The organism is Hydrogenophaga sp. ZJX-1 (assembly GCF_048590325.1).
In the GTDB taxonomy this organism is placed as follows: domain Bacteria; phylum Pseudomonadota; class Gammaproteobacteria; order Burkholderiales; family Burkholderiaceae_C; genus Hydrogenophaga.
This window is the reverse complement of sequence record NZ_JBMBRA010000001.1, coordinates 263,148-284,484: the sequence shown is the minus strand read 5'-3', so window position 1 is coordinate 284,484 and position 21,337 is coordinate 263,148. Positions and strand designations below refer to the sequence as shown.

Below are 21,337 nucleotides of genomic sequence, written 5' to 3'. Positions count from 1 at the left end.
GATTCCTGCTCTCTTTTCTGTCACAGCGTCACCCCGGGTGTGACAAAGCGGCGCACTGGTGTGCCAGCCTGTGCTGGCCTGGTACGGCACGGCCGTGCATAAGTTGGCCGGGTGGCGAGCACCCAAGCACGTCAGCCAGGCAGGGCCACCACCAGGGCCGAACGGGCCATGCGCGCCACGGCAGCGCGCCCGGGTTTCACCACAAACGGATGGGCCGCAAAGCCCACCCAGTGCCCGCCCCCGTCGAGCGAGAGCACCACCTCATCACGCCCTTGTCCGGGCGACACGCGCTCCACCGTGCCCTTCAGTTCGCTGATCGCCAGCTCCGCAGCATCCACGGTCCGGGACACCTTCGATGCGCGCGGCACTTCCGCCATCTCAACCGCCGTGGCCTTGCAGAGCACCAGCACCTCCAGCCCCGCATCCAGCCCCAGCAGATCGGCGCTCTCGCGGGTGAGGTTCGCCGTCAGCAGCGCCTGCCCGGGCGTGCGCAGGTGGACCCACATCATGGGATCGTCGGGCGAAGCGGGCTCACAGCGTTCCACGCGGCAAGGCAGCTGGTTGCGCATGCTGGTGCGCAGGCCCAGCCCCGTGCCCAACGAGCGCCCACCGGCAAAACGCGACAGCACGGTGTCGCGCGCCCGAGCCAGCTCGTCAGCCAGTTGCAACAGCTGCAGCCCCTGCGCCGTGATGCGCGCACCGCCCCCGCCCGCCCCGCCGACCGTGCGCTCCACCAGCGGCACACCGCTCAAGTTGGTGAGCGTGTCGATGGCCTGCCACGCGGCCTTGTAGCTGATGCCTGTGTCGCGGGCGGCCTGCGAGATGGAACCTGTCTCGCCGACGCAGCGCAACACCTCCAGGCGCTTGTCGCTCGCGGCATGGCCGAGGGCTTCGGAGAGGGCGGCTGGCGGGAGTGGCGTCATGACGGGATTGTTCCATGGGAGGTCAAGGCCACGTTGCCACAGCCATCGTCACCGCTGGCCGGCGTCTTGCTGCGTTTTGCCTTCTGGATGATGAACAGACAATGAACGCGCCATTCAGCACGCGTACAAGGTGGTTTTTCCACAATACCCGTCAACAAGGAAGCAAAACCCCCATGCCTGTCAAAGTTGCACCTGGAATCCAGCTGCTGGGCACCCGCCTTGACCGTCATGTGCCAACCCGTTGTAAAGGAGCCTCCCATGAAATCCATCCCCTCTTTGCGGCACGGCCTGCTGGTGCTGTCTCTGGGCTTGGCCGCCCTGCCCACATGGGCCGGTGACGCTTGCGAAGCGCCGCTGAATCGCTGGCAGACGCGTGAGGCTGTGCGGCAGATGGCCGCCGCACAGGGCTGGCAGATCCAGCGGCTGAAGATCGACGACGGCTGTTATGAAATTCGCGGCACCGATGCCGAAGGACGCAGCTTCAAAGCCAAGATCGACCCCGAAACCCTGAAGGTGTTGAAGATGAAGCAAGACAGGCAACAGCGTGTCCGGGAACGCGATCACGATGAGGACGGTGCTGCGCGTCAGACCCGACCGCCGCAACCGGACGACACCGCCGTGCCATCGCCTTTGTTGACCCCTGGCACCGCGCCGCGCGGCCAGATCGAGTAATCCCCCATCCCACAGGAGCATCACCATGTCCAAACCTCTGATGACCATTTTGGCCACCGCCAGCGCGCTGGCCCTTCCCGCGCTGGCCCACAGCCGCCCGCTCACGCTGACCGCCCAGCTCAAGAACTACGGCGGCGACGGCGCCTACCTGGCCGCGTACCTGACCGATGCGAAAGGCGCCTATGTGCGCACGCTGTGGGTGGCCGGTGGCAAGGCCAAGTACCACAAGCACCTGTCCGACTGGAGCCGCCTCTCGGCGGGTGATGCCAAGCGCCTGGATGGCGTGACCGGCGCCAGTGTGGGCGCGGGGCGCACGCTCAAGGTCACCGCCGATCTGGCGGATGCACTGATGGATGCGGGCTATGAAATCCGCATCGACGCCGCCGTGGAAGACATGCGGGACAGCCCGTCGGAGGTCCGCATCCCGCTGTCCAAAGCGAACGTCGGCAAGCCGCAGGCCGGCAAGCAGTACATCCAGTCGGTGACCTTCCAGCTGCAGTAAAGGGACTCGCATGAGCTGGAAAGTCATCCACCGCTGGCTGGGCCTGACCATTGGCACCCTGGCTGTGGTGCTGGGCATCACCGGCTCTGTCTTGGCGATCGACCCGGTGCAGCAGGCGTGGCAGGCGCCCGCCGCACCGGGCGATCTGCCCGTGGCCACGCTGGTGGAGCGCGTGACGCGCACCGTTCCGGATGCGGAAGAGATTCGGCACCTGCCCTCGGGTGCCGTCGTGGTGTTCAGCTTTGCCGGCGACCAGCCGCAGGCGCAGTACGTGGACCCGGCCGATGGCCGGGTACTGGGTGCGTGGCAAGCCTCGGCGCTGCCGCGCTGGGTGAAGAACCTGCACCGCTCGCTGTTGCTGGGCGATGCCGGGCGCTGGGGTGCAGCGGGCATTGCGCTGGCCATGGCTTTGTTGTGCGTCTCTGCCCTGGTGCTGTTGCTGCGGCGCATGGGCGGCTGGCGGCAGCTGGCGGCGCGGGTGCGTGGCTCGCTGGCGCAGCGCATCCACGTGGTCGCGGGCCGTGTAGTGCTCGCCGTGCTTTGCCTGACATCGCTCACGGCACTGACCATGAGCGCCTCGACCCTGGGCCTCGTGGAACTCGACGCCCGGGTCGAGCCGGAAGTGCTCTCGGTGCTCACCGGCCAGCCCGACTTGCCGGGCGCGCGGCTGGCCCCGCTGCAAAGCCTTGCGATGAAGGATTTGCGCAAGCTGAATTTTCCCGGCCCCACCGACCCGGAAGACACCTGGAACGTGGCCACCGCCCAGGGTCAGGGTTGGATCGACCGGTACTCGGGTCAGATGCTGGCCTGGCAGGACGCCACCCTGGCGCAGCGCATTTACGACTGGGCCGTGGTGCTGCACACGGGCGAAGCGTCCTGGCCCTGGGCCGTGGTGCTTGGGCTCGTGGGCGCCAGCATGCTGCTGTTCTGGCTGTCGGGCGTTGTCATCTGGTGGCAAGCGCGCCGCCAGGCGCCACGCATCACCGGCAACACCCCGCTGGCACAGGCCGACGTGCTCATCTTCGTGGCCAGCGAAGGCGGCAGCACCTGGGGTTTTGCCCAGACGCTGCAAGACGCGCTGAGCCAGGGTGGCCACCGCGTTCACACCAGCGAGCTGGAGAACTTTCAAACCACGGCCGCCACGCGGCAGGTGTTTGTGCTGGCAGCAACCTATGGTGAAGGCCAGGCCCCGGCCCACGCCAGCCACGCCCTGGAGCACATCGCCAAGCTCGGCGCCAGCGCTGTGCCGGTGACGGTGCTGGGCTTTGGCGACCGGCAGTTTCCCGCCTTCTGCGCCTTTGCCGTGGCGCTGGATCAGACGCTGCGCGCCCAGGGCTGGCCCGCATTGCTGCCACTGGAGTGCATCCACCAGCAATCGGGCCAGCAGTTCGCACGCTGGGGCGTTGCACTGGCGCAGGCGCTCGGCGAACCCCTCGTCCTGGAGCATGTACCTCGCGTGCCACCCACCACGACGCTCACGCTCGTGGCGCGCCAGGACTATCCCGGTGTCACCGGGCAGGCCACGGCGATCCTGCGCTTTGCCTGGCCGGCACAGGGACCGGGCGCACGCCTGCGCGGGCACGGTCTGGCGCGGTTTGCAGCCGGTGATCTCTTGGGCATCGTGCCACCGGGTTCGACCGTGCCGCGCTACTACTCGCTGGCGTCGGGCTGGAAAGACGGGTTCGTGGAAATCTGCGTGCGCCAGATGCCCGGCGGCCTGTGCTCGACGCACCTGCTGGGCCTGCAGATGGGGGACAGCATCACCGCCTTTGTCCGGTCCAACCCCGGCTTTGCACTGCCGCGAACGCGGCGGCCTGTGCTGCTGATCGGGGCGGGCACAGGCGTGGCGCCGCTGGCCGGCTTCATCCGCCGCAACGACAGACGCAGCCCGATGCACCTGTACTTTGGTGGGCGCGACCCGGCGCGGGACTTTTACTTCGGCTCCGACATTCAGCGCTGGCTCGACGAAGGGCGCCTGGCAACGCTGGAGACGGTCTTCTCCCGCGTGCCCGGTGGCGGCGGCTATGTGCAGGATGCCCTGCGCCGAGACGCCGAGCGCGTGCGCGACCTGGTGGCACAGGGCGCCCTCGTGCGCGTCTGCGGAAGCCGTGCCATGGCACAGGGCGTGGCGGAGACGCTGGACACGGTGCTCGCACCACTGCAGTTGAGCGTATCGACGCTGAAAGCCAAGGAGCGTTATGCCGAAGATGTCTTCTGAGCCCGCTGCGCCCTGCCAGCGCACCACCCTGCACGGTCCGACCATGGGCACACGCTGGTCTGCCACGGTCGACGCCGACCACACCGTGGACCTGGCGGCCTTGCGCCAGGACCTCGCCGCTGCGGTGGAGCTGGTGGACATGCAGATGTCGCCCTGGAAACCGGACAGCGACCTCATGCGCCTGAACCGCGCGCCCGTGGACGAGTGGGTGGACCTGCCCGCTGACATCCTGGAGGTGCTGGACTGTGCACTCGATGTCCACCGCCTGAGCGCGGGTGCCTTCGATCCGTGCGTGGGGGCGCTGGTGGATGCCTGGGGGTTTGGTGCGGTGCGCGATGCACCCGACGCGCAAGCGATCCGCGCCGCACGCCAGTCCACCCCCTCCACTGGGCACGGACGCCTGGAACTCGACAGGCCCTCTGGTCGCGCCCGCAAGCTTACGACCCTGCAACTCGACCTGTGCGGCATTGCCAAGGGCTACGCGGTGGACCGCATGGCCCAAGTGCTGCAACAGCACGGCGTGCGGCATGCGCTGGCGGCGCTGGATGGCGAGCTGCGCGCCGTGGGCACCCAGGCCAGCGGCGTGCCCTGGGCCGTGGCGCTGGAACGCCCAGAGCCCGGGCGCCGCGCGGTACACGGCGTCATCGAGCTGGAGGATCTGGCTGTGGCCACCTCGGGCGACTACCGACGCTATCTGGAAGTGGGCGATGCGCGCCTCGCGCACACCATGGACGCGCGCCGCTGCGCACCCGTGAACAACGCCGTGGCATCGGTCACCGTCCTGGCGCGCACGTGCATGCACGCGGACGCCTGGGCCACGGCCCTGCTGGTGGCGGGTCCCGACGAGGGCCTGGCCATGGCACAGCGCGTGGGGATGGATGTGCTGTTCCTGTTGCGCCGTGCTGAAGGCCTGGTCGAGGTGGGACTGGGGCGGTTTGGAAGATCCGCAGACCGTTCAAGCCTTGCACGCCCCCAAATTGAAGAAGCCAGATTGCACACCGACAAACCGGGTTTCTGATCAGCAACTGAAAAGGCACACAGGAGGCCTGCGACTCGCCGAATGTTCGCTGTCCCGTCTCGAAACCGAAAGGCGGTGGGCAGGTCTGGGTCACCAGCACGAGCGCGCCTGCATGTGAGCGATTCTGAATATGTGCGCTTCCGCACAGATGATGAGAAGCGACCTCGTCAACATGCACCGACTGCCGGCCTCTCTCACTCCCGAGGGAACGCGGGCCCAACCGTCGAGGTGCTACCCATGACCGCGTACCGAAGTCTCAAGGTGTTCAGCCATGTCGTGCTCGGTCTGATGCTGGCGGGTATCGCGTACGCCAGCACCATCAGCGTCATCTACTGGACGGGCATCAGCGTCTGACGCCGGTGCAGCCCCATGAACAAGCGTCAGGCACGTTACTTCGCGATCGGCTCAACCCTTCTCGCCACGCTGGTCTTTCTCGGTCTCACCATCGACAGCCACCGCCAGTTCCCGAAACTGACGAACGCACAGAACATCACGCCCGCGGTCACCCTGGGCAAGGATGTCTGGCACAAGAACAACTGCATCAACTGCCACACCATCTTCGGTGAAGGGGCGTACTACGCCCCCGACCTCACCAAGATCGCGCAGCAGCGCGGCGCGCCCTACCTGCGGGCCTTCCTGAAAGACCCTTCGAAGTTCTACGACGAGCAGCGCCACCGCCGGCTGATGCCCCAGCAGGACCTGAGCGATGCCGACATCGACGGCCTGATCGCGTTTCTGGACTGGGTGAGCCAGGTGGACAACCAGGACTGGCCACCGCGGCCCATCATGGTCACCGGCCTGGGCGCAACGGGAGCGAACGCCGCAAGCCCCGCCGCAGCTGTTGAAGGATCGACCGCTGCCGCGACCGCTTCCGACAAAGACCCGGTCGCCCTGGGCGAGCGTGTGTTCCGATCTGCCGCACCCGCCTGCACCGCCTGCCACGCCCTCACGCCCGGGGCCGACATGGCGGGCCCCTCGCTGGCCGGCATCGCCACACGCACGCAGGAGACGCTGGCCTCTCCCGACTACAAGGGCTCGGCCACCGACCTGGCGACCTACATCCGTGAGTCCATCACCCATCCCAGCGCACACCTGGTCGCAGGCGCGATGTACTCGGCCAACGGGGTTTCGTTCATGCCGAACACCTATCAAAAGGACCTGACACCCGAGCAACTGGCCCACCTCGCGGCCTACCTGGCGACCTTCAAGTAACGGGCTTCGAAGCCGTCCAGCCCACACAGGCCGCGGGCCACCGCCGCCATTTCTGCAGGAGTTTTCACATGCGCTACAGGTCTCAATCGGTTGCCTACTGGTATTTCGCCGTGGCCATGGTGCTGTTCGGGCTGCAGCTGGTGTTTGGCCTGCTGTCGGCCGCCAAGTACCTCGGCCCCGATCCGCTGCTGAACATCCTGCCGTTCGATGTGACCAAGGTGATCCACACCAACCTGCTGATCGTGTGGGTGCTCACCGGCTTCATGGGCGCCACCTACTGGATGGTGCCCGACGAATCGCGCACCGAGCTCTACAGCACCAAACTCGCCTACGTGCAGCTGGGCCTCTGGACCCTGATGGGCGTGACCGCCGTGGTGGGCTACCTGTTCCGCTACGGCACCGGCAACAAGCTGCTGGAACAGCCCCTGCCGCACAAGATCGTCATCGTGATCTGCATGCTGATCTTTCTCTACAACATCGGCATGACGATCTGGCGCTCCAAGCGCTTCACCACCACCGAGGGCGTTCTGGTGCTCGGCCTCGGCCTGGCCGCGCTGCTGTACCTGCCCGCGCTGCTGGAGTACGAAAACTACACCGTGTCCATCTACTACCGCTGGTGGACGATCCACCTCTGGGTCGAGGGCGTGTGGGTGATGATCCAGGGCGGTTTCCTGGCCTACCTGTTGATCCGCCTGTCCGGCGCCGACCGCGAGGTGATGGAGAAGTGGCTGTACGTGATCGTGGGCCTGGTGTTCATCGCCGGCATCCTGGGCACGGCGCACCACTACTACTGGGTGGGCGTGCCGTCGTACTGGCTGCCCATCGGCGGCGTCTTCAGCGCGCTGGAGCCCGCCGCGCTGGTGGGCATGGCCATGTTCGCGTATTCGGCCATGCGCCGCGCCGGCCTCTCGCACCCCAACACGCTGGCCCTTCACTGGACCATCGGCAGCGCGCTGTTCACCCTGTTCGGGGCCGGCCTGCTGGGCCTGGCGCACACCTTCCCCGACGTCAACAAGTGGACCCACGGCACGCTGATCACCGCCATGCACGGCCACGCTGCCTTCTACGGCGCCTACGCCATGATCGTGCTCGCGATGATCACCTACGCCCTGCCGGCCATGGCGCCGGGGCGCAGCGAGCAAGGCAGCAGCCTCGGCTACTGGGCGTTCTGGATGCAGGTCGGCGGCATGTTCGGCATGACGCTGTCGTTCGCCACCGCCGGCATCGCGCAGGTCTACCTCGAACGCATCATGGGCATGGGCTACCTCGACGCGCAGCTGAAGATCCAGGTGCACTTCGTGATGCTGATCGCCACCGGCTCGCTGTTCGCGATCGGCGTGGGGCTGTTCATCTACGACTTCTTCCGCCATGCACCGCGCTTCGATGTCGAGGCGGACCCCAGTGCGCCTCGCTCAACCAAAGCCGAAGCCATCTTGACAACCCTGTGAGTGCCCCCTTGGCCGCTCCACTGCTCCACACCGTTGGCCCACTGGACGGGTCAGATCGGTCGACCGTCGACGAGCCGTACTACCTGCCTTCGGGTGCCGAGGTGGCCGTCTTCGAGCACTGCCACGCCCTGCAACTGGCCGTGATGCTCAAAGGCCCCACCGGCTGCGGCAAGACGCGTTTTGTCGAGCACATGGCCTGGAGGCTGCGGCGCCCCCTGATCACGATCTCCTGCCACGACGACCTGAGCGCCAGCGACCTGATCGGCCGTTTCCTGATCCGCCACGACGGCACCGCCTGGCAGGACGGGCCGCTCACCCGCGCCGTGCGCGAGGGCGCCATCTGCTACCTCGACGAGGTGGTCGAAGCCCGGCAGGACACCATGGTGGTGTTGCATTCGCTGACCGACCACCGCCGCATCCTGCCCATCGACAAGACCGGTGAAACGCTGGTGGCCGCGCCCGGATTTCAGCTGGTCATCTCCTACAACCCGGGTTACCAGCGCATGCTGAAAGACCTCAAGCCCAGCACGCGGCAGCGCTTCGTGGCGCTGGACTTCGACTTTCCGCCGGCCCCGCGCGAGGCGGCGATCATCGAGAGCGAGGCCGACGCCGACCACGCCACGGCCATGGCGCTGGTGTCGCTCGGGCAACGGCTGCGCGCGCTGCGCGACCGCGGCCTGGCCGAGGTGCCGAGCACCCGTCTGCTGATCGCGGCGGCAGCGCTGGTGGTCAGCGGCATCCCGATCCGTCAGGCCTGCCTCAGCGCGGTGGTGTCGCCGCTGTCGGACGACGAAGCACTGGTGGGCGCGATGCGCGATCTGGTCGACGCCACCTTCGTCTGAGAGGCACCACCCGATGGCCGAAGCCGAGGACGTGATCACCGACGTGGCCCGGCACGCCACCGTCTTCACGCAGGCGCTGTGGCGGCGGCACCGCCCCAATGCGCCCGTCAAGCCCATGACCCAGCTGGCGGACGTGGCGCCGCGGCTGGGCCTGCTGATCGAGGCGGTGTTCGGCATCACCTACCGCTTGCGCACGGCGCAAACGCCGGCCCGCCCCACCCTGCTCGCCCAGGTGTTCCAGCGCGAAGCCTTCCCGCGCGCGCGCGCCGCGCTGCCGGCCACCGATGGAAAGTGCATCTGGTTGCCACCCGACACCGGCCTCCCGGACGCCACGCTGGCCATGGACCGCTTTCGCGCCATGGCCCTGGTGCAGGCCATGCGGGCAAGCCGGGGCAGTGCCGCCGGCCTGGATCCCGGTGCCTCGCCGCTGGTGCTCGACCTCTACCTGTTGATCGAGGCGGTGGCGGCCGACGCGGCGCTGGCGCGGCTGTTGCCCGGCATGGCGAGGGCCTTGAAGAGCCTGCGCAGCGCCGCGCTCGCGGCCCGCCCTCCTTTGTCGCAGTTCACCGCGTCGCGCCGCCCGCTGGAAGCCTGGGTGCGCGACTTGATCGCGCAGCCTTGCGAGGGGCCGAACGTGCACGCACCCATCCATACGTCGCCGGAAGAATCGGCCTGCATCGCACACCTCCTCGCGGCCGAAATGGTCCGCGACCTACCCAGCGCCGGGCGCCTGGGCCCATCGCCCCTGTTCCGCGACAGCTGGACCGGCGAGCTGCGCCCGCCCGGCGCGGCCACGGGCTCAGCGCTTGCGGGCCATGACGTGGCCGACAACGCAGCCACCCGCGCGCCGCGCAGCGCGCGCCTGACGCGCCGCCCCGAGGTGCGCGAAGGCGCCGAGCAGGAAGAAGACCAGACGCCGGGCGCGTGGATGATCCCGCCCGACGTGCCGCACGAACAGGCCGAGGACCCTTTCGGCTTGCAGCGGCCCACCGACCGCGACCAGTCGGCGGGGGCCGACGAGTTCGCCGACCTGGTGTCAGAGCTGGCGCAGGCGCGGCTGGTCTGGACCCCGGGCCAGGCTCCGGAGGTGCTGCTCTCCGATGACCCACCGGCCGTGCGGCCCCGACACACCAGCGCCACCGCGCCATACACCCCGCAGACCTTCTGCTACCCCGAGTGGGACTGGCGTACAGCGGTCTACCGCCACCCGGGCGCCACGGTGCGGCTGCTGGCCGCCCCGGCCGGCGCACAGCGGTGGGTGGACGACACCCTGGCCACGCACCGCGCGCTGCTCGGCGCCATCCGCCAGCGCTTCGCGGCCCTGCGCCCGCAGCGCACGCTGCGGCGCCGCCAGACCGACGGCGACGACATCGACCTCGAAGCCTGCGTGGAAGGCCTGGCCAACCTGCGCGCCGGCTGGCCGATGGCCGACGACCTGTATTGCTCGCAGCAGCGCACCCGGCGCGACATGGCCATCCTGATCCTCATCGACGTCAGTGGCTCCACCGACGGCTGGATCTCGAACAGCCGCCGGGTGATCGACGTCGAGCGCGAGGCCCTGCTGCTGGTGTGCATTGCCCTCGGTGCGATGGGCGAACCCTTCGCGGTGCAGGCCTTCTCGGGCAACGGGCCCGCCGCCGTGAGCCTCTGGGACATCAAGCGCTTCGACGAGCCCTACAGCCCCGCCGTGGCGCTGCGCATCGCGGCCCTCGAACCCGATCAGTACACGCGCACCGGCGCCGCCCTGCGCCACGCCAGCGCCACGCTCATGCGCGAAGGCGCCACACACCGGTTGCTGCTGCTCCTGTCCGACGGCAAACCCAACGACTGCGATGTCTATGAAGGCCGCTACGGCATCGAAGACACCCGCCAGGCCGTGACCGAAGCCCGGCTGCAGGGCATCTCGCCGTTCTGCCTGGCCGTGGACCGCCAGGCCGCGAGCTACCTGCCCGCCGTGTTCGGCGCCCAGCACCACGCCTTGCTGCAGACGCCGGCCTCGTTGCCCACCGTGCTGCTCGACTGGATGCAGCGGCTGGTGAAGTCATGAGCCTTTTTCTGAAAGCCCCCATGCACACCTTCAAGATCTACCGCTACGACCCCGATGTCGACGCCAAGCCCACCATGCAGACGCTGGAGCTCCATGTGAACCCCGGCGACCGCATGCTGCTCGACGTGCTCGTGCGCCTCAAGGCTCTGGACCCGAGCCTGTCGTTTCGGCGCTCCTGCCGCGAAGGCATCTGCGGCTCCGACGCCATGAACATCAACGGCAAGAACGGCCTGGCCTGCGTCACCAACATGAACACGCTGCCGCGTGTGGTGACGCTCAAGCCTTTGCCGGGCTTGCCGGTGATCCGCGACCTGATCGTCGACATGACCGGGTTCTTCAAGCAGTACCACTCGATCAGGCCCTACCTGATCAACGAAGCGCCCGCCCCGGAGCGGGAGCGCCTGCAGTCCACCGAGCAGCGCGAAGAGCTCAACGGGCTGTACGAATGCATCCTGTGTGCGTGCTGCTCATCGGCGTGTCCGAGCTTCTGGTGGAACCCGGACAAATACGTCGGGCCAGCCGGCCTGTTGCAGGCCTACCGCTTTCTCGTCGATAGCCGCGACACGGCCACCGCAGAGCGGCTGGACTACCTGGACGACCCTTTTCGTCTGTTCCGATGCCGCTCGATCCTAAACTGCGTCGACGTGTGCCCCAAGGGCCTGCTGCCCGCGGGGGCCATCAGCAAGATCAAGACGATGATGGCTCGGCGCAGCTTTTAGCGGTTGTCCTTGCGGCTTGGTGCCCGCACCGCCACCGCCTCTGCCGCCCACCGGGTGGTCCACCTGCGCCTGACCTCTCAGGTTGCTCAGCGTGTCAATCGCCTGCCATGCCGCCTTGTAGCTGACGCCCGCGTCGCTTGCGGCCTGCGGTATCGACCCCGCCTGTCCCACGTGGCGCAACGCCTCCAGGCAATGCCAACGCTGCTTTGGGTCCAACTGGAATCGGCAATAAGAGGCCCGTCAGTTTGTTGACGTGACGGGCTGTTTGAGGCTGGTTGCTGCCGCTGACCAAGCACGGCTGAATGTCGGCCGCTGTGGTCACCTGTCTTTCGAAGATGGAAGGGTCGAACGACCGCTGCGCCTCAGTCACCCGCCTCTCAACACACGCCAACATGGCTTAAGACTGCGAGTCTGACCTAGCAGTTGGCTCATGCGGTCGACCAGTGGCTGCTGAACAAGTCGCAGCGCTCAGGCTCCAGTTGTCGTTCTGCGACCAGCATCCCGAAAGCCTAGCGGTTGGGCTTTGCCGCGCTCGCCCGCCTGGACCGCCTCCAGCGAGCCTCCTTCGAGCAACGGCTGAAGGGGTCCGCTGCCAGGCCGCTGACGACCAAGGCACTTGTTCGGGATCGGCTCCGTTCTCAGGCTCAGCCGTGATCGGTCTATCCACCTGCTCGAAGCAGCGGCGGCCACGCTCTGTGGTTCTGTACGCCAGCAGACGGACTGCGCGCGGACTTGACCGCATGCTGGCGGCGCTGAGAAGGCCTTGCGTCGGGCGCCGCCGTCATCGGCGAGCCGGGTGCAGGGCATGCATAAACAACCAGTTGACCAAGGCCCGATCAAGAGGCCACGTACTGGTTTGACCCGCGATCAGCCAAACCATTCCCACGCCGTTATTGGCGTGTAACGCAACAAAAAAAGGCGGGATCATGAACAAGGTACATCGTGTCGTTTGGAATCGCGGTGCGGGACAGTGGGTGGTCGCGGCGGAAACGGCGCGCTCGTCGGGCAAGAGCGGCAAGGTCAACCGTTGCATGGCGGGCGCACAAACCTTGGTGGTTGGTGCGATGGCGCTTGCTGGATCCACGTTGGCGCACGCGGCCGACGAGTGCGGCCCTGCAGCGATATCGATCACCTGCGCGCTCGAAACCTACGCCAATGGCATCCTCTATTACCCGAACACCACGATCGAGAGCCTCATCCTGGACAACGCGGCCATGGTGGTGAGCACACAGGGTGTTCTTGCTGGATCGACCACGAGCGCCAACAACGTGACCGTGATGGCCAACCGGTTTTCCCAGATCAATGCGACGGCCTCGGGCGAGGAAGGGCGCGGCATCATGGCCGTGTCCAATGGGCAGGCCACTGTTCACATGACGGGTGGCCGCATCACCACGCTGGCCAGCGGGGCCCATGGCATCCTGGCCAGTTCAACACAAGGCAGCGGTGTGACGGTGGGCGGTGACATTTCCACCCTGGGCCCCGATGCGCATGGCGCCCAGGCAAACTCCAGCGAGGGCTCTGCGCAGGTGGACATGCAATCGGGTCTCGTGAGCACGGCAGGCGACAACGCAGAAGGCCTCTACGCAGTGGGTGGTGGCAGCATCGTCACCATCAGCGCGACACAAAGCGGTGGCAGCATCGTGACATCGGGTACGAACGCCGACGGCGTCATGGCGCATGCCAACAACGCCACAGCCACGGGCGTGGTCGTGCAGGCCAGCCAGACCGGCGGCACCATCGAGACATCGGGCGGCGCATCGCCTGTTTTCAACGGTTCCTCTGGCGTGGTGGCTCTGATGGAGGGCCAAGGCACGGCCACTGCCTCACAAAGCGCTGGCGCCAGCATCGTCACGCAGGGCGATTTCGGCTATGGCCTTTCTGCTACCACCGGTATCACGACAGGCCAGGGCGATGTGGACGTTGTGCAGGCGGGCAGCATCACCACCCATGGCGTCAACGCACCTGGCGTGTATGCCGCCACCCGCGATGGCCATGCCCATGTGCTTCAGGAAGCCACTGGCAGCATCACCACCCTCACCACCACCACCGCCAGCTCCAGCGGGATCCATGCCGAGTCGCCCACCAACGGCACCAGCAGCGTGACCCAGAGGGGAACCATCAACTCCAGCGGTGAAGGCATTGCCGCCAATGCCACCGGGCAAGTCTCCGTGATCCAGGAGGGCGGCTTCATCAACGCCACACTCGCCGGTGTCAACACCAACTCCACGGCGGGCGATGTGCAGGTGTCGCAAGATGCGGCCGGTCAGATCACCACCACCGATGCCAGCGCCGCTGGCATCCGGGTGCAAGCGGCGTTGGGCGACGCGGCAGTACGTCAGGATGGGCGCGTTCAGTCGGCAGGCGTCGGCATCAGCATCAGCACGCCGCAGGGCGCGGCAAACCTGGTGCGCAACGACGGTCACATCACCGCCGTGGGTGACGGGGTGCAAATCACGTCCGGAACCGCCAGCGTCACCAACACAGGCGGCAGCATCACCAGCACTGGCGGCGACGGCATCGACCTGAGTGGTGTAACGAATGGCAGCACGGTCAACAACAGCGGCAACATCACAGCGACCTCGGCGGGCAACTTCGCCATCCGTGGCAGCGCATCGGGCGACCGCGTCACCACGACCGCAGGCACCCTCCGGGGCGACATCGGTCTGGGTGCCGGCAATGACCAGCTCGTGGCCAGCGGTGGATCGCTGGTCGGTTCCACTTTCATGGACAGCGGCAACGACACCGTGCTGCTCGCCGGCAGCGTCGATATCAGCCGCGCTCCTCGGTTCGATGGCGGCGCTGGCGATGACGCCCTGACGCTCAGCGGGCTGAGCGTGCGGGGCTTCACGGGCGCAACCGACAACCTGGCCAGGGGCAACAATCTGACCGGCTGGGAGACCATCAATGTCGTCGACGGCGGCACCCTGAAACTCACAGGCGACCTGTTCGAGGCCGGACCAGCTGGCGTGCGGCAACTGAACATCGATTCAGGCGCCACCCTGGATCTCAAAGGCGGTTCTCCAGGCGTTTTCACCATCAACGGCTCGCTGGGCAACGCCGGCACTGTCACCTTTCAGGACGGTGCCGGCGACGACCAGGCCACCCTGACAGGCAACTACCTGGGCAACACCGGCAGCGTGCTCCTGTTTGACACGGTTTTCGGTGACGACGCGAGCGCCACAGACCGCCTGAACATCCAGGGCAATGTCAGTGGTCAAAGCACACTCAACATCAACAACATCGGAGGCAGCGGTGCCCAGACCACCAACGGCATCCAGCTGATCCAGGTGGACGGCAGCTCCGACAGCAGCAACTTCAGCTGGGACATTGGCAACCTGCAAGTCGGCAACTACCAATACGTGCTGCAACAGGGCAGTGCCGCAGACGCCAATGACTGGTATCTGGTCTCGGCCGTGGTGCCTTGCGAACAAAACAACACCTGCCCGGGAGAATCCGAAGGTCCGAACCCGCTCAAGACCATTGGACCCGTGGTTTACGCCCCTGGCGCGGCTGTGCCGCTTTGGCGACCGGCCATCAGCGCCTACAGCGTTGCACGCAGCATGAACGCGGATGTGGGTTTCCTGCAGACGGCCACCCTGCACCAGCGCCAGGGCGACCTGAACGTGCAAGGCGCCGAACAAGGCAAGGCCTGGGGTCGATTCCTCGCGCAAGATCTCTCCGGCAAAGGGCGGGACCGCTTCAGTTACGACCAGGAATCCCAGGGCTTCCAGTTTGGCAACGATCTGCGCAACAGCAGCGACGAGCAAGGCACCCGCAGTCGCATGGGCTGGCTGGGCCACTACGTGAGCAGCCAGACAGACACCTGGGACCGCGTGCGTCCGACCGCGGGCCTGCCAGCCGACACGGGGCTCATCAACACCAAGAGCTACGGTCTTGGCGGGTACAAAACCGAGATGAAGGCAGATGGCAGCTACACCGACTGGGTGGGGCACCTGAACCTGATCAAGAACGATTTCAGCGTCAGCTACGGCGACAAAGCCACGCAAAAAGGCTGGCAACTCGCGCTGGGTGTGGAAAAGGGCGTGCCCCTCAAGACCTTCCAGTTCGCATCGGGCACGCAGTGGACGGTGGAAGGTCAGGGGCAGGCGGTGCTGCTGCACACGCGCTACGGAGCGTTCGAAGACACGTACTCGCGCATGAAAGGCGAGAGCTTTGATGCGTTGCGAACGCGAGCCGGTGTTCGCGTGCACAACGGGCAGGCCTGGGATGGGAAAGGCCGGACGGACGAAACGCAGTATTACGGGATAGCGCACCTGGTACACGACCTGGTCAAGACCCGCCAGATGACGCTCAGCGCCAAGCAAGGCGGTGGGCAGGTCAAAGCCGGAGAGACGTTCGACCAGACCTATCTGGAGCTGGGCGTCGGGGTGCAGACCCAGACGGGTGATGCGGCGTGGCTCTGGGCCGATGCGCGCTACGAAGCGGGATTGCGAAACCGCAAGGACACCAGCAAACTGTCCCTTGGATTCAAAAAGAGCTTTTGAGCAAGGCTGCACCCGTCCAGGGACCTCTGGGAGAGTCGCCTAGCCCGTTGGCGCGGCGGAGGCCATGCCCTGCTGCAGACGGACCTTCACATGCCGGTCATGGACGGCTACTCGCTGGCCGCTTCGGTGCGTGCCGAAGAAACTGAAGGCTCTCGGCTGCCCATCATCGCGTTGACGGCCAACGCATTGCACGGCGAAGAACTGCGTTGCCGCGATGCCGGCATGGACGCTTACCTGACCAAGCCAGTGTGTTTGGCCCAGTTGAGGACTGCCATCCAGACGGCCTGCACGCTTGGGCATTGTCGCGTGCAGGTATGAACACCTAATGAGCAGCAGTGTGGCCTGTACCACTCCCGAACCCAAGCGAACACCCGCTACACTCGCTATTCCATTTTGGGATAACGAGTCCCAGCTGCCGCGTCCCGCTCCGATCCGAGGTCACCATGCCCCTGCCCTTTCGCCCTCTAGCCGTCCTGCTCTTCGCCACGCTCGTGCACAGTGCCGCCTGGTCCGCCGAAGCCCAGGTGGCCGTGGCGGCCAACTTCGCCGAGCCGATCAAGGCCATCGCGGCCGAGCTGGAAAAGACCACGGGCCACACCCTGAAGATCACGTTGGGCTCCACCGGCAAGCTCTACGCGCAGATCAGGAACGGCGCGCCGTTCGACCTGCTGCTGGCGGCCGACGCCAAGACGCCTGAGGCACTGGAGAAAGAGGGCTTGACGCAGCCGGGCAGCCGCTTCACCTACGCCACCGGCAAGCTGGTGCTGTGGTCGGCCAGCGCCACCACGGTGGATGCCCGGGGTGACATCCTCCGAAGCCCCAGCCTGGGCAAGGTGGCCCACGCGGCGCCCAAGCTGGCGCCCTACGGCGCGGCCGCGGTGCAGGCGATGGACCGGCTGGGCCTGAGCGCTTCGCTCGCGCCGAAGCTGGTGCAGGGCGAGAGCATCGGCCAGACCTACAGCTTCGTGCACACCGGCAACGCCGCGGTGGGCTTTGTGGCGATGTCGCAGGTGCTGGAGGGCGGGCGGCTCAAGGGCGGCTCGATGTGGGTGGTGCCGCAGACGCTCTACGATCCGATCCGGCAGGACGCCGTGCTGCTGAAACGCGGTGCGGGCAACGAGGCCGCGCAGGCGCTGCTCACGCTGCTCAAGAGCCCGAACGCCAAAGACCTGATCCGCTCGTTCGGCTATGACATCTGACACCGCGCGCACCCCATGCTGCTGACTCCCGCCGATCTCCAGGCCATCGGGCTGACTTTGAAAGTCGCCACGCTGACCACGGCCATCCTGCTGCTGCTGGGCGTGCCGCTGGCCTGGTGGCTGGCGCGCACCCGCTCGTGGCTCAAGACGCCGCTGGCCACAGTGGTGGCGCTGCCCATCGTGCTGCCGCCGTCGGTGCTGGGCTTTTATTTGCTGGTGGCCATGGGTCCCAACGGCCCGGTCGGCCAATGGACGCAGGCGCTCGGCCTGGGTCTGCTGCCTTTCAGTTTCACGGGCCTGGTGGTGGCCTCGGTGTTCTATTCGCTGCCGTTCATGGTGCAGCCGGTGCACAACGCCATGGAGGCCATGGGCAACCGCCCGCTGGAGGTGGCGGCCAGCCTGCGGGCTTCGCCGCTGGACACGTTTTTCAGCGTGGTGCTGCCGCTGTGCCGCCCCGGGCTGGTCACCGGCGTCATCATGAGCTTTGCCCACACGGTGGGCGAGTTCGGCGTGGTGCTCATGGTGGGCGGCAACATCCCGGGGGAAACACGCGTGGCCTCGGTGCAGATCTACGACCACGTGGAGGCGCTGGAATACGGCGACGCCCACCGCCTCGCCGCGGTGCTGCTGGTGTTTTCGTTCGCCGTGCTGTTGGCCTTGCAGCTCTACAACGCGCGCCGCCGCCGGAGCGCCTCATGACCTCCGGCCTGACCCTGCAAACCCGGCTGGTGCGCGGCGCCTTCACGCTGGCCATCGACCTCACGCTGCCGGGCCGCGGGCTGACCGCGCTGTTTGGCGCCTCGGGCTCGGGCAAGACCACCTGCCTGCGTGTGCTCGCCGGCCTGGAGCCCGCTGCCAGCGGGCGCCTGAGCGTGGGCGGCGAGCTGTGGCAGGACAGCGCCCGGGGGCTGTTCGTGCCGCCGCACCAGCGCGCGCTGGGCTATGTGTTTCAGGAAGCCAGCCTGTTTGACCACCTCAGCGTGCAGGACAACATCCGCTTCGGCTACCGCCGCACACCCGCCGCGCAGCGCCGCTACGGCTGGGACCACGGCCTGGAGCTGCTGGGCATCGGCCACCTGCTGCGGCGCATGCCCCACGAACTCTCGGGCGGCGAGCGCCAGCGCGTGGCCATGGCCCGGGCGCTGGCCACCAGCCCGCGCGTGCTGCTGATGGACGAGCCCCTGGCCGCGCTGGACGCGCCGCGCAAGGCCGAGATCCTGCCCTGGCTGGAGCAGCTGCACCAGAAGCTGGACATACCGGTGGTCTACGTGACGCACTCGGCCGACGAGGTGGCGCGCCTGGCCGACCACCTGGTGCTGCTGGAACAGGGCCGGGTGATGGCGCAAGGGCCGGTGCTGGAGCTGATGACGCGCGCCGATCTGCCGCTGGCGCACGGCGACAGCGCAGGCGCCCTGGTGGAAGCCGTCACTTGCGGCCTGCTAAGCGACAGCGACCTGTGCGAGCTGCGCTTTGACGGCGGCACGCTGCTGCTGCCACAAACCCGCGCCACACCGCTGCCGGACCGCACGCCGGTGCGCGTGCGCATCCAGGCACGGGACGTGAGCCTCTCGCTGGTGCAGCCGGAGCAGACCAGCGTGCTCAACTGCCTGCCCGCCACCGTGGCCGACGTGAGCGACGACGGCCCGGGTCAGGTGCTGGTGGGCCTGCGTCTGGGGCAGGAAACGCGCCTGCTGTCGCGCATCAGCCGGCTTTCTTGCGAGCGGCTGGGCATCGCGCCCGGCCTGCCGGTGTATGCGCAGATCAAGGGCGTGGCGATGGTGCGCTAGAAGCGGTCGGGCCGGAAGGGCTCGAGCGGAATCGACGGGGTGTGCCCCGCCAGCAACTCGGCCACCAGGTGCCCGGTGGCGCCGCTTTGTGTCAGGCCCAGGTGCCCATGCCCGAAGGCGTACACCACCTGCCGGCTGGCCTTGGCGTGCCCGATGACGGGCAGGGAGTCGGGCAGCGAGGGGCGGTAGCCCATCCACTGCGTGCCGCCCTCGGTGCGCAACCCCGGCAACAGGCGCGTGGCCTTCTCCAGCATGTGAGCCGACCGCTTGAAGTTGGGCGGCAGCTGGAGCCCGCCCAGTTCCACCGCACCACCAACCCGGATGCCGGTTGAGAGCGGGGTGACCACAAAACCATGGGCGCCGAAGATGATCTGGCGCTGGAGGTCGAAGGCCCCGGGCGGCAGGGTCGTGTTGTAGCCGCGCTCGGTTTCCAGCGGGATGGCGTCGCCCAGCTGGGCCGCAAGCTGGCGTGACCAGGCGCCGGTGGCGATCACCGCCTGTTTCGCGCGCACGGCGCCGCCCTGCGCGAGCTGCAGTTCCACACCGCCATCGCGCACGGCGATGGACCGGACTTCCGCCTGCCGCCAGCTGGCGCCCGCCTGCAGTACATGGCGCCCCAGCGCCGAAGCCACCTCGAACGGGTCGCTCACGGTTTCCCAGTGCGGCACGAAGGTGCCCACGACGATGGAGCTGGCCAGACCCGGTTGCAGCGCCCGCAGCCGCTCGCCTTTCACATGCTCGAAGGCGATGCCCGCTTCGGCGCGCAGCTGCCAGCCCGCGAGGCTGGAGCGGAACTCGGCATCGCTTTCATAGACCTGCAAGGATCCGTCCTGGCGGATCATGTGCGAGGCCTGCGCGCGGGCCAGCATGGCGTGAAACGCGGGCGCGGCCAGCCGCATCAGCTGCGTCTGGGCCTGCAGGCTCGCGCGGTAGGCCGAGGGCCGGCTGGCCATGCCAAAGCGCATGAGCCAGGGCAGCATCTGCAGCGCGTAACCCGGGCGGATGGCCAGCGGCCCCAGCGGGTCGAGCAACCAGCGCGGCGCCTGCCGCAGGATGCGCGGCGAGGCCAGGGGCAGGATGTCGGAAAAGGCCAGCGCTCCGGCGTTCTGGGCACTGGTTTCCAGCGCGATGCCTTTGCGGTCGATCAGCAGCACCGAACGGCCCTGGGCCACCAGGTGCATCGCCACCGAGAGGCCAATGATGCCGGCGCCCACCACCGCCACGTCGGCGGGTGTGGACCCGGGGTTCATCGCGGAACTCATGGGCCTGGCGACTTCAGGCCAGCGCTGCGCGGAACGCCGCAGGCAACAGGGGATCGGCGGGGTCGGCGATCAACCGCGCTTCGGCGGTGACGTAGGCGCGGCCGGTGATGCTGGGGATGACGCCGTGTTCGGTGGGCTGGTAGCTGGCCTCGAAGCGGCTGCCGATCACGCTTTCCTGCACCCAGGTCTGGCCCGGCTGCAGCTTGCCGGCCGCGGCCAGGCAGGCCAGCTTGGCGCTGGTGCCGGTACCGCAGGGGGAGCGGTCGTAGGCACCGCCGGGACACAGCACGAAGTTGCGGCTGTGCGCATCGGCCGCCAGCGCGGGGCCAAAGAACTCGATGTGGTCGATCTCGGCGCCGTCGCGCCCGGTGATGCCGTCGCGCACCAGCGCCGCCTTGACGGCCTCGGCCTGGCGGGTGAGTTCGCCGATGTTCTGCAGCGTGAGTTCGCAGGGGGTGCTGTGGCAGAGGAAGAACCAGTTGCCGCCCCAGGCGACGTCGCCCACGATCCGCCCCAGGCCGGGCACGTCGATCGCCACATCGCGCCGGAAGGCCTGGCTCTCGACGTTCTGGATCGTCACTTCGTGGGCGGACCGGAGGTCCACGCTCACCACACCGACCGGCGTCTCGAAGCGGTGGACGCCGGGCGCGATACGGCCCATGTGGGCGAGCGTGACGGCAGCGCCGATCGTGCCGTGGCCACACATGCCCAGGTAGCCGGTGTTGTTGAAGAAAATCAGGCCGGCGGCGCAGCTGGTGTCGACCGGCTCGCACAACAAGGCGCCGACCACCGCGTCGTAGCCGCGCGGCTCGTTGGCCGCCAGCACGCGGTAGTGGTCGAAGTCGCGGGCAAACAGGGCTTTGCGTTCGCTCAAAGAGCCGTTGCCCAGCGGTGGCCCGCCGGCCACCACCATGCGCGTGGGCTCACCCTCGGTGTGGGAGTCAATGACCTGCATCTCGATCCGCGTCGTGTTCGGTGCCATG

Annotated in this window: 17 protein-coding genes and 1 pseudogene; 14 read left to right on the top strand and 4 right to left on the bottom strand. The window is 67.5% G+C overall.

Going from position 1 to position 21,337, the window contains the following annotated elements:
* Positions 1–131: 131 nt before the first annotated feature.
* A complete protein-coding gene (locus ACN5W5_RS01415; RefSeq protein ID WP_420046820.1) occupies positions 132–923 on the bottom strand; it encodes a TOBE domain-containing protein in 792 nt (263 codons plus the stop codon).
* A gap of 258 nt (positions 924–1,181) precedes the next feature.
* On the opposite strand from ACN5W5_RS01415, the gene ACN5W5_RS01410 reads away from it, so the two are divergent.
* The 9 genes from ACN5W5_RS01410 (at position 1,182) to ACN5W5_RS01370 (ending at position 11,601) form a co-directional block, all read left to right on the top strand.
* Complete coding sequence (locus ACN5W5_RS01410; RefSeq protein WP_420046819.1) at positions 1,182–1,595, top strand: PepSY domain-containing protein; 414 nt, start codon at positions 1,182–1,184, stop codon at positions 1,593–1,595.
* A 25-nt stretch (positions 1,596–1,620) separates the two neighbouring features.
* Positions 1,621–2,097 (top strand): DUF2271 domain-containing protein, encoded by a 477-nt coding sequence (locus ACN5W5_RS01405; protein WP_420046818.1) that lies wholly within the window; start codon positions 1,621–1,623, stop codon positions 2,095–2,097.
* Positions 2,098–2,107: 10 nt separating this feature from the next.
* Entirely contained in the window at positions 2,108–4,315 is a 2,208-nt protein-coding gene (locus tag ACN5W5_RS01400; protein WP_420046817.1) for a PepSY domain-containing protein, read from the top strand.
* On the top strand, positions 4,296–5,333 hold the full coding sequence (locus ACN5W5_RS01395; protein ID WP_420046816.1) for an FAD:protein FMN transferase: 1,038 nt from the start codon (positions 4,296–4,298) through the stop codon (positions 5,331–5,333). The genes ACN5W5_RS01400 and ACN5W5_RS01395 overlap by 20 nt, the downstream gene beginning before the upstream one ends.
* 369 nt (positions 5,334–5,702) lie before the next feature.
* Positions 5,703–6,545, top strand: coding sequence for a c-type cytochrome (locus tag ACN5W5_RS01390; RefSeq protein ID WP_420046815.1), 843 nt, complete (start codon positions 5,703–5,705; stop codon positions 6,543–6,545).
* A gap of 68 nt (positions 6,546–6,613) precedes the next feature.
* Positions 6,614–7,993, top strand: a complete 1,380-nt coding sequence (locus tag ACN5W5_RS01385; RefSeq protein WP_420046814.1) for a cbb3-type cytochrome c oxidase subunit I — start codon at positions 6,614–6,616, stop codon at positions 7,991–7,993.
* A 41-nt stretch (positions 7,994–8,034) separates the two neighbouring features.
* Positions 8,035–8,835: a CbbQ/NirQ/NorQ/GpvN family protein gene (locus ACN5W5_RS01380; RefSeq protein WP_420047420.1), complete on the top strand. Its 801-nt coding sequence runs from the start codon at positions 8,035–8,037 to the stop codon at positions 8,833–8,835.
* A 13-nt stretch (positions 8,836–8,848) separates the two neighbouring features.
* On the top strand, positions 8,849–10,882 hold the full coding sequence (locus tag ACN5W5_RS01375) for a nitric oxide reductase activation protein NorD (protein WP_420046813.1): 2,034 nt from the start codon (positions 8,849–8,851) through the stop codon (positions 10,880–10,882).
* Positions 10,879–11,601, top strand: a complete 723-nt coding sequence (locus ACN5W5_RS01370) for a succinate dehydrogenase iron-sulfur subunit (RefSeq protein ID WP_420046812.1) — start codon at positions 10,879–10,881, stop codon at positions 11,599–11,601. Before ACN5W5_RS01375 ends, ACN5W5_RS01370 begins: the two co-directional genes overlap by 4 nt.
* Here the strand turns inward: ACN5W5_RS01370 and ACN5W5_RS01365 are convergent.
* Positions 11,599–11,817, bottom strand: a pseudogene (locus ACN5W5_RS01365) (hypothetical protein); the annotation flags it as partial. The gene ACN5W5_RS01370 and the pseudogene ACN5W5_RS01365 sit on opposite strands and share 3 nt — an antisense overlap.
* Positions 11,818–12,527: 710 nt before the next feature.
* On the opposite strand from ACN5W5_RS01365, the gene ACN5W5_RS01360 reads away from it, so the two are divergent.
* The 5 genes from ACN5W5_RS01360 to modC all read left to right on the top strand — a co-directional run bounded on the left by ACN5W5_RS01360 (position 12,528) and on the right by modC (position 19,092).
* Positions 12,528–16,106: an autotransporter outer membrane beta-barrel domain-containing protein gene (locus ACN5W5_RS01360; RefSeq protein ID WP_420046811.1), complete on the top strand. Its 3,579-nt coding sequence runs from the start codon at positions 12,528–12,530 to the stop codon at positions 16,104–16,106.
* A gap of 6 nt (positions 16,107–16,112) precedes the next feature.
* Positions 16,113–16,424, top strand: coding sequence for a response regulator (locus tag ACN5W5_RS01355; RefSeq protein ID WP_420047419.1), 312 nt, complete (start codon positions 16,113–16,115; stop codon positions 16,422–16,424).
* Positions 16,425–16,549: 125 nt separating this feature from the next.
* Entirely contained in the window at positions 16,550–17,305 is a 756-nt protein-coding gene (gene modA, locus ACN5W5_RS01350) for a molybdate ABC transporter substrate-binding protein (protein ID WP_420046810.1), read from the top strand.
* A gap of 15 nt (positions 17,306–17,320) precedes the next feature.
* A complete protein-coding gene (gene modB / locus ACN5W5_RS01345) occupies positions 17,321–18,004 on the top strand; it encodes a molybdate ABC transporter permease subunit (protein WP_420046809.1) in 684 nt (227 codons plus the stop codon).
* A complete protein-coding gene (gene modC, locus ACN5W5_RS01340; protein WP_420046808.1) occupies positions 18,001–19,092 on the top strand; it encodes a molybdenum ABC transporter ATP-binding protein in 1,092 nt (363 codons plus the stop codon). Before modB ends, modC begins: the two co-directional genes overlap by 4 nt.
* Here modC and ACN5W5_RS01335 read toward each other — a convergent pair.
* Entirely contained in the window at positions 19,089–20,354 is a 1,266-nt protein-coding gene (locus tag ACN5W5_RS01335; protein ID WP_420046807.1) for an NAD(P)/FAD-dependent oxidoreductase, read from the bottom strand. The two genes, modC and ACN5W5_RS01335, sit on opposite strands and share 4 nt — an antisense overlap.
* A gap of 13 nt (positions 20,355–20,367) precedes the next feature.
* On the bottom strand, positions 20,368–21,336 hold the full coding sequence (locus tag ACN5W5_RS01330; protein ID WP_420046806.1) for a proline racemase family protein: 969 nt from the start codon (positions 21,334–21,336) through the stop codon (positions 20,368–20,370).
* Position 21,337 lies beyond the last annotated feature (1 nt).

What these genes read in the sequence shown, in the direction of transcription:
- ACN5W5_RS01415 (WP_420046820.1), bottom strand. Translation starts at nt 923, where the DNA reads ATGACGCCACTCCCGCCAGCCGCCCTCTCCGAAGCCCTCGGCCATGCC.
- ACN5W5_RS01410 (WP_420046819.1), top strand. Translation starts at nt 1,182, where the DNA reads ATGAAATCCATCCCCTCTTTGCGGCACGGCCTGCTGGTGCTGTCTCTG.
- ACN5W5_RS01405 (WP_420046818.1), top strand. Translation starts at nt 1,621, where the DNA reads ATGTCCAAACCTCTGATGACCATTTTGGCCACCGCCAGCGCGCTGGCC.
- ACN5W5_RS01400 (WP_420046817.1), top strand. Translation starts at nt 2,108, where the DNA reads ATGAGCTGGAAAGTCATCCACCGCTGGCTGGGCCTGACCATTGGCACC.
- ACN5W5_RS01395 (WP_420046816.1), top strand. Translation starts at nt 4,296, where the DNA reads ATGCCGAAGATGTCTTCTGAGCCCGCTGCGCCCTGCCAGCGCACCACC.
- ACN5W5_RS01390 (WP_420046815.1), top strand. Translation starts at nt 5,703, where the DNA reads ATGAACAAGCGTCAGGCACGTTACTTCGCGATCGGCTCAACCCTTCTC.
- ACN5W5_RS01385 (WP_420046814.1), top strand. Translation starts at nt 6,614, where the DNA reads ATGCGCTACAGGTCTCAATCGGTTGCCTACTGGTATTTCGCCGTGGCC.
- ACN5W5_RS01375 (WP_420046813.1), top strand. Translation starts at nt 8,849, where the DNA reads ATGGCCGAAGCCGAGGACGTGATCACCGACGTGGCCCGGCACGCCACC.
- ACN5W5_RS01370 (WP_420046812.1), top strand. Translation starts at nt 10,879, where the DNA reads ATGAGCCTTTTTCTGAAAGCCCCCATGCACACCTTCAAGATCTACCGC.
- ACN5W5_RS01360 (WP_420046811.1), top strand. Translation starts at nt 12,528, where the DNA reads ATGAACAAGGTACATCGTGTCGTTTGGAATCGCGGTGCGGGACAGTGG.
- modA (WP_420046810.1), top strand. Translation starts at nt 16,550, where the DNA reads ATGCCCCTGCCCTTTCGCCCTCTAGCCGTCCTGCTCTTCGCCACGCTC.
- modB (WP_420046809.1), top strand. Translation starts at nt 17,321, where the DNA reads ATGCTGCTGACTCCCGCCGATCTCCAGGCCATCGGGCTGACTTTGAAA.
- modC (WP_420046808.1), top strand. Translation starts at nt 18,001, where the DNA reads ATGACCTCCGGCCTGACCCTGCAAACCCGGCTGGTGCGCGGCGCCTTC.
- ACN5W5_RS01335 (WP_420046807.1), bottom strand. Translation starts at nt 20,354, where the DNA reads ATGAGTTCCGCGATGAACCCCGGGTCCACACCCGCCGACGTGGCGGTG.
- ACN5W5_RS01330 (WP_420046806.1), bottom strand. Translation starts at nt 21,336, where the DNA reads ATGGCACCGAACACGACGCGGATCGAGATGCAGGTCATTGACTCCCAC.